At 35.0% G+C, this 12,909-nt stretch carries 15 protein-coding genes; 12 read left to right on the top strand and 3 right to left on the bottom strand.

Annotation, left to right across the window (positions count from 1 at the left end; all coding sequences use genetic code 11):
• Positions 1–65: 65 nt before the first annotated feature.
• The 3 genes from istB to J7E32_RS16700 form a co-directional block, all read right to left on the bottom strand.
• Entirely contained in the window at positions 66–785 is a 720-nt protein-coding gene (gene istB / locus J7E32_RS16710) for an IS21-like element helper ATPase IstB (protein ID WP_214909521.1), read from the bottom strand.
• On the bottom strand, positions 785–2,287 hold the full coding sequence (gene istA, locus J7E32_RS16705; protein ID WP_214909514.1) for an IS21 family transposase: 1,503 nt from the start codon (positions 2,285–2,287) through the stop codon (positions 785–787). Before istA ends, istB begins: the two co-directional genes overlap by 1 nt.
• A gap of 221 nt (positions 2,288–2,508) precedes the next feature.
• Entirely contained in the window at positions 2,509–2,850 is a 342-nt protein-coding gene (locus J7E32_RS16700) for a YolD-like family protein (RefSeq protein WP_214909512.1), read from the bottom strand.
• Between the two features lie 242 nt (positions 2,851–3,092).
• Between J7E32_RS16700 and J7E32_RS16695 the strand changes: the two genes are divergently transcribed.
• The 12 genes from J7E32_RS16695 to J7E32_RS16640 all read left to right on the top strand — a co-directional run bounded on the left by J7E32_RS16695 (position 3,093) and on the right by J7E32_RS16640 (position 12,860).
• On the top strand, positions 3,093–4,601 hold the full coding sequence (locus tag J7E32_RS16695; protein WP_214909511.1) for a zinc-ribbon domain-containing protein: 1,509 nt from the start codon (positions 3,093–3,095) through the stop codon (positions 4,599–4,601).
• Positions 4,602–4,658: 57 nt separating this feature from the next.
• Positions 4,659–4,949, top strand: coding sequence for a MazG nucleotide pyrophosphohydrolase domain-containing protein (locus J7E32_RS16690; RefSeq protein ID WP_214909510.1), 291 nt, complete (start codon positions 4,659–4,661; stop codon positions 4,947–4,949).
• Between the two features lie 22 nt (positions 4,950–4,971).
• Positions 4,972–5,487, top strand: a complete 516-nt coding sequence (locus J7E32_RS16685) for an NUDIX domain-containing protein (protein ID WP_214909508.1) — start codon at positions 4,972–4,974, stop codon at positions 5,485–5,487.
• 42 nt (positions 5,488–5,529) lie between these two features.
• Positions 5,530–5,868, top strand: a complete 339-nt coding sequence (locus tag J7E32_RS16680; RefSeq protein WP_214909506.1) for an ASCH domain-containing protein — start codon at positions 5,530–5,532, stop codon at positions 5,866–5,868.
• A 128-nt stretch (positions 5,869–5,996) separates the two neighbouring features.
• The gene (locus tag J7E32_RS16675) at positions 5,997–6,731 is read left to right on the top strand and encodes a hypothetical protein (protein WP_214909498.1); all 735 of its coding nucleotides are present in this window, start codon (positions 5,997–5,999) and stop codon (positions 6,729–6,731) included.
• A 1,029-nt stretch (positions 6,732–7,760) separates the two neighbouring features.
• Positions 7,761–8,516: an HNH endonuclease gene (locus J7E32_RS16670; RefSeq protein ID WP_214909496.1), complete on the top strand. Its 756-nt coding sequence runs from the start codon at positions 7,761–7,763 to the stop codon at positions 8,514–8,516.
• Positions 8,517–8,638: 122 nt separating this feature from the next.
• Entirely contained in the window at positions 8,639–8,782 is a 144-nt protein-coding gene (locus tag J7E32_RS16665) for a hypothetical protein (RefSeq protein WP_214909488.1), read from the top strand.
• A 211-nt stretch (positions 8,783–8,993) separates the two neighbouring features.
• Positions 8,994–9,230: a hypothetical protein gene (locus tag J7E32_RS16660; protein ID WP_214909486.1), complete on the top strand. Its 237-nt coding sequence runs from the start codon at positions 8,994–8,996 to the stop codon at positions 9,228–9,230.
• A gap of 196 nt (positions 9,231–9,426) precedes the next feature.
• Positions 9,427–10,563, top strand: coding sequence for a PD-(D/E)XK nuclease family protein (locus J7E32_RS16655; protein ID WP_214909484.1), 1,137 nt, complete (start codon positions 9,427–9,429; stop codon positions 10,561–10,563).
• Between the two features lie 380 nt (positions 10,564–10,943).
• Positions 10,944–11,420, top strand: a complete 477-nt coding sequence (locus J7E32_RS16650) for a helix-turn-helix domain-containing protein (protein WP_214909482.1) — start codon at positions 10,944–10,946, stop codon at positions 11,418–11,420.
• A gap of 63 nt (positions 11,421–11,483) precedes the next feature.
• Positions 11,484–12,425 (top strand): hypothetical protein, encoded by a 942-nt coding sequence (locus J7E32_RS16645; RefSeq protein WP_214909480.1) that lies wholly within the window; start codon positions 11,484–11,486, stop codon positions 12,423–12,425.
• 195 nt (positions 12,426–12,620) lie between these two features.
• Positions 12,621–12,860 (top strand): TIGR04540 family protein, encoded by a 240-nt coding sequence (locus J7E32_RS16640; protein WP_214909478.1) that lies wholly within the window; start codon positions 12,621–12,623, stop codon positions 12,858–12,860.
• Positions 12,861–12,909 lie beyond the last annotated feature (49 nt).

Raw genomic sequence — 12,909 nt, 5'->3', positions numbered from 1 at the left:
TGTATTTGGCAAGCAAAAAATGCATGAAACGGCAGTTAAAAATGTAGCCACCTGCCAACCGTATTCTAATTTTGTAATAATGACTCCTTATAGCGATGACTATCGCCATTAAATACCACCAGATGAGAGTGATGGATCAGTCGGTCAATGACTGCTTCCGTTAGTATGGGATCTCCAAAGACATGGTTCCACTGACCGAACTGAAGATTGGTCGTAATAATAATACTCTTGGACTCATAACACATCGAAATAACTTGGAATAATAGTTCTCCACCTTGCTTGTGCAGTGGAATATACCCCAGTTCATCAAGGATTAATAGATCCAGCTTTTCTATTTGCTTGAACAATTTCGGCAAAGTACCCTTTTCATTTGCCTCTAGAAGCCGGTTTACTAACCCTGCCACTGTGTAGAACTTAACTGATTTGCCAAACCTATGTATGGCATTCAAACCAATTAAGGTCGCTAGATAGGTCTTTCCAACGCCTACCCCTCCGTAAAATATCGCATTCTCTTGTCTTTCCATGAACTCTCCATTTAATAGGGATTCCTTTGTCAATCCTGCTGGAACCTGGACCTCACCCCAATCAAACGGTTTTCCTTTCACTTTTGGGAGGGTGGCCTGTGTTAAAAGGAGATTCATCCTTCGCTCTTCACGCTGCTGGATTTCAGCTTGAAAAAGCTTAAGTAGATATTCTTGATTACTCGTAGCTTCCACTTCATCAAAGTGCTCCTTGATCCAGCTCAACTTCAGTTTTTTTGCATAAGACTTAATTAGGTCATTCATTATGATTCCACTCCCTTATGGAGCTTGTCATAATGTCCTAGTCCTCGTGTCGCATCTGGGAGTTGAGGCAAAGACGACCTCGGCTTTATGTCACTTCGGATTCCACGTCCATTAATAAGTTGATAGAATACTTGTTTAATCGCATCCACGGAGGGATGCCCACGTTCAGAGGCCATGACCAGTGCTTTAGTAATCATGATGAAATCATGGTCCTTTAAGATCGTTGATAATAGTTTCAGTGCCTCCGGCTTTTCTGCCACTGTACATGCTTCAAAATAGTTCTTCCATTCTTCCGGAAGTTGGTCATAAAACCCTGTATATTTAAGTGCCGTAGGCCGTTTGGCCATCAGGTTCAGATACGGCTGCCATTTCATGGACTTTCTATACTGGCCATAAAGCCGGGAATGACTGACGACAAGCTGGTGATTATCATTCAAGATATCCACCTTGTCATATGAAATTTTCACCAGTACCTTGCTTTGCGCATATCGGGGAGAAGTGGAGTACAGATTAAGATCCAACTTGATATATCCATACTTATCAGCTTTCAGGGTTTCATACCTGACACACTCGTACTCTTTAGACGGTAATAAGAGGAAGGCAGACTTATCCTCTTCAAAGAGTTCTGAAATCATCTTCTCCTTCTGGTAATGCTTCCTATCACGGTCTTTCTCTGCCATAGCCCATAATTCCTTATTTAGCTCGTCCAGGTTGATGACATGAAGTCCTGGGAGGAGGAAATTATTTCTGATATACTTGACCATTGCTTCCACATGGCCCTTTTCATTACCACTATTAGGATTGCAGAATTCACACTCGAAACCGTAGTGAAGGACGAAGTTCTGGAACTCGTCCGTTAGTTGCCGTTCACCATTTGGCAAGACTTTCTTAACGGCAGGAGTGAGGTTATCAAACCTAATAGCCTTGGGTACTCCACCCATATGGTGAAATACTCTTTTCATCCCCTCAAGGAAACACTCCTTATTTTGGGATGGGAAAGCCTGAAAATAAAAGCCGTTACTGGAAGGGAAGGACATCACTAGGAACGGTAATACAATTTCTTCTCCTCCATAGATAAATGGAGCTTCACCAAAATCCACTTGGGCGGTTCCTGGAATGGATTTGAGTGGAAGAGCAGCCTCATCCGTCTCGTTGAGGAAGTCTTTTTTCCTTGTGGAAACATAGTCCCTGACCGTTCGGTCGGATCCTTTAAATCCATGATGATCTTTCAATAGTTCCCACATTCTCTTGGCTGTTCTACGAAACTTCTTTTTCTTTTTCAGATCCTCCCTAATCCATTCATCTAGTATGGCTTTCACTGGATCTAATACAGGTGCTGTTCTTGTCTGTTTCTTTTTAGGCTTTTCGTTGAAATCTTCCAAGTCCGCGTATTTCTTAATCGTCCTTGAATCTTTCCCCATTCTTTTAGCTACATCTGCATACCCGCAGCCTTTATTGTTAACTTCATGTCTGATATACTTAATCTCGGCCACAGCCAACATCTCCTTAATACCTCCTGCACGTTTTGTACCCAACAGGAAGTGTATGTGTGTTTTGGAATGTTGACAAGTGGCCTTTTTTAATTTGTGCAGGCCCCTCGGGGCCTGCACAAATTAAATGCCATAACCTACATTTTTATGTTGCCATAAACAGTCATCTACAGGACAATTAGAGGACAATATTGGGACAATGTTATTTTGTTAATAACTTTACCAAGACTATATTAGATATCTTCCACTTCTACACCAACAATTTCATTAAAGTTGATTCTAACAATCCCACGATTCTCTACTTCTAAGTAAACATTTCTGCTTTTTTCATCAAGTCTATGCAATAACCCCTTATAATCTGAGAAAATGCCTTCCCGCCAAACTTTTAATTTTAAAGGAACAACATACTCCATTGAGAAGAGCATATCTCTCTCAAATTCCTCAAATTGGTATTCATCCAGAATAGGCTTGCTTTCTCTTCGAGAGTCTTCCATGAAATCTCTTAGCATTGTAACTTGTTCAGGCATGAAAAATGCTGAATTCCATTTGAGTTTGCCACGATCACGTAACGCCACTATATCACCTCTTGTTTATTATAGAACAAATGTTCCTGTTTATACATATTGATGGTTGATTAAAAAGTTACGCCTACATCGAGTGTCTTCTCTGTTAAAATAGATATAAATTAATGGATATAATTTGAAAAAACAAGTTAGTAGCATGAAGAATAAGAGCTACGTTGGAATTACATCGTAGCCTGTCACTATCTTAATGACATTAGAGTAAAAATTATGGTGTAAATATTGGAGAATTATATATGAAAAATATAAGAGGTTTCATTGCAGATGAACGACCAGAACTTCTTGAAGAGTGGCATACAATAGAAAATAAGGAGAATACTCCACTTAATGTAAGCTCTGGCTCGGACAAGAGTATCGTTTGGTGTTGTAAAGAATGTGAGCATGTTTGGAAAACACAAGCAAAAAGTAGGGCCATTAAGAATACTGGATGTCCGAAATGTCATGAAAGATATAATGTTGGGTTTCCAGAACTGGCTATTTATTTTTATATAAAACAACTTTTTACCGATGCAAAGTTAAATGCCCAAATTGAGGGAATAGGAAACTACAAATCCGTAGATGTTTTCATCCCTTCTCTGAATCTCGTCATTGAATATGATGGTGGACATACCCATAGGGAAAGAATAGTGACCGATAGGGAAAAGAGTCGATTATTAGTAGAAAAAGGATATCGCTTAATGCGTATTAGAGATAATGGATTACCACCTCTTGATATTGAGGGAGTCCAGGAATACCTCTATGAACGTTCTTCGAATAAAACGATTGGTAACATGATAAAACACCTATTATCTATGATTGATAAACAAAATAATGGATTTACAAATGAAATTAATAGATTCATAAATAAGGTCAATGTTGATATTGACAATATCCCTATTCTTGCTCAAATCCCACCTATTATAGAAAAGGATAATTTATTGGAAAAGTGTCCAGAAATAGAAGACATATGGGATTATGAGAAAAACTATCCGTTAAGACCTGAACATTTCAAGCAATATTCAAATTTCAAGGCTTGGTTTATCTGTGAACAAAAGCACTCAACTTTAGCTCAGATAGGAAGCAAAGCACAAGGTCATGGATGTAAGGTGTGTCATGGTCAGGTTGCAACGGAAGAGCATAATTTAGAGTTATTGTTCCCTGAAATCGCAAAAGAATGGAATTATGAGAATAACGATTTTAATTCTCCCGATACATATTTACCTTTTTCTAATCAACTTGTTTATTGGGATTGTCCAACTTGTGGATCGACATACGATAAGATGATTAATGAGAGAACTGGTGGCGGTGAGGGATGTCCTTATTGTGCAGGTAAAAGGGTAAATGATACAAACTGTCTTTCTACTACACATCCGCATCTTGTACAGGAATGGGACTACAAACAGAATGGAGACCTAACACCCTCAGAAGTGACAAAAGGATCTCATGATAAAGTATTTTGGATATGTGAGAGAAGCCATAGTTATCCTGCCTTTGTTTATAGTCGGGTAGAGGGGCGGGGCTGTCCAACTTGCTATGAATTATATGGTCGTTACTTACCGAAAAAGGCAAAGCGAGAAAAGTCATTAGCGGTTAAAAAACCAGAAATAGCTAAACAATGGCATCCAACCAAAAATGGTAGTACAAGCCCTTATGAAGTAGGAGCATACGCAAGAGAAGAACACTGGTGGCAATGTGAGAATGGTCATGAATGGAAGAAAGCACCTAACAGTAGACGAAGTTCTAAGTGCAGATATTGTAAAAAGTAAGATTTTGATTTTTAAAAATACAATCATTTTGCGAGTACAATAAAAGAGGGAGATAAAATGGAGAAGAATATCACGATTAAAGAATTGCAGAATTACATTAAGGCAAAGGATTACAAACCAGAATTAAAGAATGCTTATTTTCAAAAGTTAATTGAAGAAGTTGGAGAACTTGCAGAGGTATTGCGTAAGGATAAAAGATTGGAACAACAAGGAACAATTAAAGGCACAATTGAAGAAGAACTATATGATGTGCTGTATTATGTCATTGGATTAGCAAATGTATATGATATAGATTTAGAAAAGTGTTTTTATCTAAAAGAAGAACTTAATAAAGAAAAATATAAATAAACTCTATAGGGAGGTTAAGGTGATGAAACTTAGACAAATGTCAGTTGCTTTTCTTAAAAATGAAGAACATGAAGTTTTATTTCTTCAAAAGAAGCCAGTGGATACATTTCTTGCGGGATTGATAGTGCCAATTGGCGGTCATATAGAAGGTAATGAAATAAATGATCCTAAAAGAGCTTGTTTAAGAGAGATAGAAGAAGAAACGGGTTTAAAGAGTGATTACATAAAAAATCTTGCAATTAAATACATTGTACTTAGGATAAAGGATAGTCAAGAAATTCGAATTCAATATGTTTTCAATGGAATGGTATCTAAAAATACTACTTTACTTGAAAGTGATGAAGGTTCACTATCATGGATTGGTTATGAAGATATTCTGAATCACAATGTTTCAGCAACAACCAAAGAAATAGTTAAACATTACGAAGAAATAGGAAAGTACAATGAAAAAGTTTATGTGGGTTCAATGAAATCATTAAATGGAAAGCCTGAAATTACTTGGGGACTTTTAGAAGATTGGGAACTGCCGATTCTTTAAACTATGAAGGGAAGTTTATTACAAAACGAGGTGAAATAAAGAATGATACATCAAATGGGTTTGTATGGTGAGTATTTTGATTCTATTAAAGATGGAAAGAAAAAGGTTGAAGTACGCTTAAATGATGAAAAGAGAAGAAAGATAAAAATTGGAGATACGATTGAATTCATAAAGGTTCCCGAACAAGATGAGACTATGAAAGTGCAAGTAACAGACATAAAAATATATGATACGTTTCAATCGATGTATGAGGACATTCCGCTTCAAGATTTTGACTGTGAAGGTTGGTCAATGAAAGAAATGATAGATGGAACATATGAGATTTATTCTCCAGAACAAGAAAAGGAATGGGCAACATTAGCAATAAAAATTAAATATTAAAGCTGATTTTACATCACTAATGGACAATTTTGTTAGATTAATATGATCATTTATAATGACATTATTTCAAATGTGAGAATATCAACAGTGGCTATCTAAAAGGGGATTTTTGAGAAGGGGGGACTAATTTGAAAAATAATGCTCAATCTACCAACTGTGTAATAGAAACTAAAGAAAAAGAGTTTGATCTATTTACCCAACTTCAAGAATCGAGAAAACGTGACAGAGAAAATAAGCTCAGGAACCGAGAAGTAACTTTGTGGTATCGGCAAACACCAGAAGAAACAAAGCAAAGATGGGAAAACGAAGTAAAAAATTTTGAAGAATATCTTATTGAAAATGGTAGATTTCCTACAATGTCTGAATGGGATTCTTTTGCAAAACCAAAAGGCTTTCTTTCTGCATCTGCATTTAAAGCAAGGCTTCGTGCAAGTTGGGAAGAGGTAGCTTTATATTTTAATCGTGATATAAGTAAAAAGAGTTACAGCGAAATTGAACTTATCGAAATATTAAATATGGCAATACGAGAAGTTAGGAAAGAGTATTTAAGTCAAGTGGACTATACTAATTGGGCAAAAGACAAAGGATTGCCGTCAGTATCCCAAATCACAAAACAATTAGGGGGAGGGTATTGGAAAAAAGCACTCCAGGTAGCAGACGTATCAATGGGGAATAGTGAACATGAGGAACTAATTAGTATATTGCAAATAGCAACCAGGGAAACGGGAGTAAGTCACTTGACCATAGCCGAGTATAAGAAATGGGCAGAGGGAAAGAACCTCCCAACGGCATATTATATCTCCAGGCGATTGGGTAATGGTCTATGGTCAGTAGCAGTAAAGAAAGCGGGACTAAAAGAGTAATGTATAAATTCTCCTAATTTATTATCTAATCATGACCTGCTCAGCAGATATAATCAATATAGAGAGTAGATAATAAATAGCTATGATCCCGATAATGAGCAATAAATCTCTTTCTATTAACCACCTAATAAACTACTGATTAGTTGATAGTTGTCCCTCACTATTTAGAACACTCCATAAGAAAAGTGTCTCTCCAAGATAAAAACTCTAATCATTTGATATCCATGTAATTACCAATATATTGAATATAATCTATTGACTTATTAAAATAGGTGGTTTATGATATTCTTTACAAAATACACCAATACAGAACTAATACTTGGAGATATAAGGGAGCAATTTATGAAAAATTGTTTATTAGACCATATTATCCAATTAAATAATGAACACTTTAAAACCGATCAGGAATTTCCTGGTCGGTTTTTTTAATGTTGCTTAGGTAACGGTATTAGAAAAAAGGAGGAAGGTTTATGTCAGGTTTAAACAAGTCAATTAGTAAATTGGTAAAAGAGGATACCATTAGTGATATAACCATGGATCTCTTGATGCTTATTAGTGGGATGATAATAGGAGCTTTTATAAAGATACTTCTCTTTTAACAGTAATATCACAATTCATAAATAATTTTTCACAAACGTATTAGGGGTGATAATGTGCAGAAAAAAACAGGAATTAGTAGAGGGAAGGCAAGAAAGAAGAATCCATACCGACCTGCTTCAAGAGTGCCTGATTTTGGTTTTAGTAAAATCATAAAGAGAATTGATAAAGCTATTGAACTAATAAATCGAAGAAGGTAATGGGTGGTGATGGAACTAATTCAAGTCGTGATGCTTCTCATAATTGGTGGCTTTATCGTTACTATTATTACAATAGATGAACTCCTCAACAGTCATGGTGTAAAGAGAGAGATTAGACATAGTGTGTCAAAACGTATTTTCATGGTAGCAATCAACGTTCATGTTTTGCTCACAATAATCCTAATCATAGAAAGTATAAATACCTAATGTTAAAGGAAGGGAGAAGAGGTTAATGGAAGTTGGAACTGTCTGTATGCTGTACAAGAACTGTACTTTTTGCGGTAAAGAGAAGTATTATACGGAATTTGATAAAAAGTCTTCTCGTAAAAGAAAAGGTGTTTGCAAGAAATGCTTCAAAATCAAGCGAAAGATACATAAAAACAATCCTGATCGCAAAGATAGAGTTCTAAAAAAAGGTGCAGAGATTAAAGTACAACTCGTAAAGGGAAAGTCATACAGTTATAAAACATCCTATGAAATTGCAACCTCATTAGTTAAAGAGGGATTAGCATTTGTCGTAAGTGAAACGAAGATTTTTAAGCCTTTTAGCCATAAGGCTATTCGGAGAATGATATTTGAAAGAGATTCGTACACTTGCTTTTATTGTCGGAAGGAAGGCAATACACTGGAACACATCAAACCCATCTCGAAGGGCGGCCATACAACCTTTTCGAATTGCGTAACGAGTTGTTTATCTTGTAATCAGAAAAAAGGTAATCTTGATTTTTATGAATTTATCAATAAGGTAAATACGGACTTGGCATTAATAAGGTTAAGAGAATCGGAGAAGCTAATGATTGAGAGGAAATTTGGAATCATAAATCTTTTACTTCAGAGAGTATCTGAACAAATTGAAAATTTATGTAGTGAATCAAGTGATAGTGAAGTAATTGCATTTAAAAGACTATTAGAGGTTGAAAATGAAGTATATAAAATTAAGTCAATCATACAACAGGGATCTAATTTTTACCAACAGATGGATATTTAGATTGGTATGTAGTTAAGTTGAAAAACTCCTTTAGAAACAGACTTGCTACGAGTAAAAGAAATGTGGCCTTTTGCTATTGTATAGAGTGGGGTGGCTTTTCATCTTAATTAGGAGGATTGCACATGAATAAACCAATAAAACCTAAAAAGATAATCACACCAATTAGAGGAACAACTAAGTTGAGTGAAACTACAAAATCGAAAATTGAACTCCAAAATGAAATGGCATTGAAAGTGATACGTGCAATAAAAGGTTGTTTTGGTTAATAGGTGAAGAATATTAGCCTGTTGTAAATTTAGGTTGGTTCAAAAAATAAAGATTGTAGGAGAAGTATGTAATAAATAATAGAAAGCTAATGACTGGCGTCAAGGGCCTTTTGGGGGATATGTGAAATTAGAATTGGTAATTTACAAAAAAACATTCTGGACATTAGCGTGGATAATATAGAAAAAGGGTGGTAAGGATTTGATAAGGAAATTGGATGAAATCATAAATGGTCTTGCAAACATTGCATTGGATAATACCTTTTGTTACAGAAGGAGAGAAGAGTATAATTCTACAACTGATTACCTTCTTTCCTTTGTCAATGAAGATGACTATGAAGATGAAATATGGAGCTATCTGAACAATGAGGAAATCGAAACATATAGCATAATAGATATCTGGGTTAGGGTAAAAGAATACATAATTGATGAAGCGATTAATAACTTCTGATAGTGCTTTAGAAATAAATTGACGGTTAATAATGCGATATATTAAAACTACTGAACAATGGAGGAGTGGAAATATGTATCTGTTATATAAGAAACAACAAAATTCAGTGAGTAAAGATAAGGCATTTTCCGATAAATGGAGAGTGTCTTTTTAATGCTGTTACATAGACAACCCTATTAAAAAAGGAGAGAGATAAATGCGTAATAAATACGGGTTCTGGTCACTGTCAAAACACAAGATGCTAATGGAGTGCGAAATGAAGTGGGCATTAAACTATTATATTGCTAAGAGAGGTGAGTTTGAGAGTAAGCCACCATTCCTCCAACTTGCATGGCGATTGAAACACATAAAAAATGTGTTTTTACTCTTTGGAGAATTGCTTCACCAAATCATTGAAGAAGAAGTTAATACATTTATGGAAACAGGAGAGGTCTTATCTGAAACTAAAATAAGGGGAAGGTTGAGTGATATGCTTGAACAGTCGTTTAGAAAGTCCAAAAGTGATTTAGACCTGTGGTACAAAGATCCCAAAGCAAATACTATGCTTTATGAGATTTATTATGATGGTGGTTTGGGTAAGAATACTACTCAGTTTATCAAGCAAAGAATAGACAAGTGCGTTAGCGGATTTATCCATTCTACAACAATTAATGAACTTATTGTTAAAGGAAGTGTAAAAATAATGGAGGCGGAAAAATTCCGTTCATTTTATGTGGATGGAGTTAAAGTGATTCTTTCAGCCGATCTAATATATCATGACCAAGATAATGATATATGGGGAATTATTGACTGGAAGTCGGGAAAGAAGAAACCGCAAGATGCACAACAGCTTGCTCTCTATGCAATGTATTTAGAAAATACATATGGAGCGAACATACAAGACATCCTGGTGAGTAATGAATACTTAGAAAATGGCACAAGCAAATCATATGTTATAGATACATACGATACTGATAGTCTACGAAATATAATTCAGCAAAGTGCGAAGAGAATGGCTGAGTTAGAAGAACACATAAATATACCCGACACAGAAGTTATGGGTGTGTTCCACAAGACAGAGAATAAAGAGCAATGTGATAAATGCAATTTTAAAGCAATTTGCTTGGAGGAACAAAAGGATATGCATATTAACAACTTCTTACAAGGCATTGGGAGGAAAAAGAAGGAGAGAACGATGAAAGAGCGAGATATTATTATGATGCGAGAATTTGTACGAAGCGGTATGCCAGTTGATGAAAGGGTTGTAGAATTTCTGGAAGAAAGCCCTTATGAAACTGAGGATAGCTATAATTCAAAATTGGAACGAATGTCTGAGGTTTTGAGTGGGTATTAACAATGAAGGAATAGTAGAGTGAGCATAAGTATCGTTTCATAAATATAGACCACTAAGAACGTGAAAGGCATATAATCTCTAATTTTTTCATTATGATTTCGATAACATTATGAATATCAACTTTAATCAAATCGGAAGCACTTCTTTCTTATAAGAAGCAGAGTGAAAAGCCCTTAATAGAGGGCTTTTTTCTTACGTGTTAAATGCTTAAAATGACCTCATTAACATTAGAAACTATAAAAAAAATGTGCCATTCTCTTTTGAATTTTCCGAGGATCTAATAACTATAATCTAAGGTTAGAGCTTTTAGAACAGGTGTTCTTTTTGGACTAATAAATAGGCTGAATCGATTTGATTCATATTTAAAGGGAGGATAATCAATGATCAAAGATGCAGAATGCCCAACCGAATTAGATAAAGAAGGGCTATCAGAAGACTTCGGGAAATTAATCAAGGAGTATAGAATAGCAAAAGGCTATAGTTTAGCTCAATTGGATAAGATGGCGAAAGTTAGTCCATCATACGTTTCAAGAATTGAACGGTCTTTGCGAAACGAGGTCAGTTTTTCAAAGGTTCTACGAATTTGCTTTATCCTGGGGATTCCTTACGAATTAATGATAAGTAAGGCATTTGGTGAAATTGACCAAGTTGAAATTGAAAGGGAGAAACAATCCATAACGGAAATCTTGCTTCATAATGACTTTACAGTAAAAGGTAAAACAGTTGATGTAAATGTGAAGGAAGTTTTAGTCTCCATAATAAACAATTTATTTGAATGCCCTTGGGATAGTAAAACAAAGATTCATGACTTGTATCAACTATCAAAGAAAATCGAGAAAATTAAAGAACTGTTGTAAGGTAAGTGGGGAAGGAAGGATTATCTTCCTTCTATCTTTCTATTAAAAGGGAGAGAGAATATTATGAGCAAAAACGGATCTGATAAAGAACGAACGTTTACTTTCTTTCAGAAATATAAAAAGGATATCATGACTGATGTACTCGGTTTTGAAATAGATAATATAAAATTAGAAAAGCCATTTGGAAAATTAAAAATTGATTTCTTTGCGGTAGATCCTCTAAGGAGGTTGGAAATTTATATTGAGAATCAGATTAATCCGAGTGACGAAGCACATCTTAATAAAATAATACATCTCATTAACGGGATGAACGAGGGCATAATCGTTTGGGTTGCTTTACGATTCAATCAGGATCACTTGCTTGTGATAGAAGAGGAGTTAAAGAGAAACAAACAAAAATATATAGACTTTTATGCAGTTGAGATATCATCTGATGTAATCGAATATGTATCGTGGTTGGATAAACAATTCAAAATGCATATATTGAATAATTTGGGAATAATTAGTCAAGTAGATGAACCAATGAGGTTAGTTTATAAGATAGAGCAAATTCCTAAAACATTTGTCGGAAATGCTACTATAGGAAAGAAAATTTATGACTTTGATAGGATTGAAGATTTAAGGGATTATACTTTGGGGAAATTACAGGATAAGATTCCGTATTTTCCAAATATTCATTATGAAAAGCGATCAAGTAAATATGGTTCTTCTATTCATATTGGAGCAGGGCAAGAAGGGATAACTTATATATTATCCGTTAGAAATGGTAGGGGCCAAGCATTTGTTGAGTTACATTTTGATAGAAGTCGAGAGGAACTGTTTAATGTATTTAAGTTCCATTTATCCTCTATGCAGGGGCATATTCATCCAAATATACAATTCAAGGAGAGGAAAATAGGTGTCTACTTTAAACCGTTAGCTGAATTAGATGAAACTATAGATATGATTGCTGTGATTTTTGACAGGATGCTAAAATACTTCTCACCCTACACTTATAAATGCTAAGCATATTAATATAAGAGTGACTGTAGACCTTTGTGCTTTATGGCTAATGTCTACAGTCACTTTTTAGTTTAATTGGGTTTTGTCGGTTCTTGTCAAACGATATTATCATAGCGGGGGAATCTACCATTGTTATACCTAAAAAGTAAGAGTAAAATAAAAGATAAGTAAAAGTAAGGTGAAAAGGGAGGGGCGATTTTGGAGTTGAAGTTGTTTCATCGAACGCAAAGAGACTTAGCTTCCGCAGTAAATGAAATAATCGATGATCATTGGAATAATGAAATTTCAGAACAGCAGATGATAGAATTCATTAAAGCACTACATGAGAATAATCCCAATAAATTTGTGAAAAATCACAGATTCACGACTATTATTCAACAACAATGTGGAAAACGGCGTTTAGAGATTGTCAAAAAAATACTCAATATAGATTGTTAAGTAAAATAGATTCGTTTTTTTGACAGAGAATATACGTTTTGAACTTTAT

The sequence above is a fragment of the Bacillus sp. ISL-55 genome (genome assembly GCF_018613155.1).
GTDB lineage: Bacteria > Bacillota > Bacilli > Bacillales > Cytobacillaceae > Mesobacillus.
Note: the sequence above shows the minus strand (reverse complement) of the source record. Positions and strands in the feature narration are given on the sequence as shown.

Bases quoted from the DNA above. Each gene is read 5' to 3' on its own strand.
- istB (WP_214909521.1), bottom strand. From the start codon at position 785: ATGAATGACCTAATTAAGTCTTATGCAAAAAAACTGAAGTTGAGCTGG.
- J7E32_RS16655 (WP_214909484.1), top strand. From the start codon at position 9,427: ATGCGTAATAAATACGGGTTCTGGTCACTGTCAAAACACAAGATGCTA.
- J7E32_RS16695 (WP_214909511.1), top strand. From the start codon at position 3,093: ATGAAAAATATAAGAGGTTTCATTGCAGATGAACGACCAGAACTTCTT.
- J7E32_RS16690 (WP_214909510.1), top strand. From the start codon at position 4,659: ATGGAGAAGAATATCACGATTAAAGAATTGCAGAATTACATTAAGGCA.
- istA (WP_214909514.1), bottom strand. From the start codon at position 2,287: ATGTTGGCTGTGGCCGAGATTAAGTATATCAGACATGAAGTTAACAAT.
- J7E32_RS16665 (WP_214909488.1), top strand. From the start codon at position 8,639: ATGAATAAACCAATAAAACCTAAAAAGATAATCACACCAATTAGAGGA.
- J7E32_RS16680 (WP_214909506.1), top strand. From the start codon at position 5,530: ATGATACATCAAATGGGTTTGTATGGTGAGTATTTTGATTCTATTAAA.
- J7E32_RS16645 (WP_214909480.1), top strand. From the start codon at position 11,484: ATGAGCAAAAACGGATCTGATAAAGAACGAACGTTTACTTTCTTTCAG.
- J7E32_RS16670 (WP_214909496.1), top strand. From the start codon at position 7,761: ATGGAAGTTGGAACTGTCTGTATGCTGTACAAGAACTGTACTTTTTGC.
- J7E32_RS16685 (WP_214909508.1), top strand. From the start codon at position 4,972: ATGAAACTTAGACAAATGTCAGTTGCTTTTCTTAAAAATGAAGAACAT.
- J7E32_RS16650 (WP_214909482.1), top strand. From the start codon at position 10,944: ATGATCAAAGATGCAGAATGCCCAACCGAATTAGATAAAGAAGGGCTA.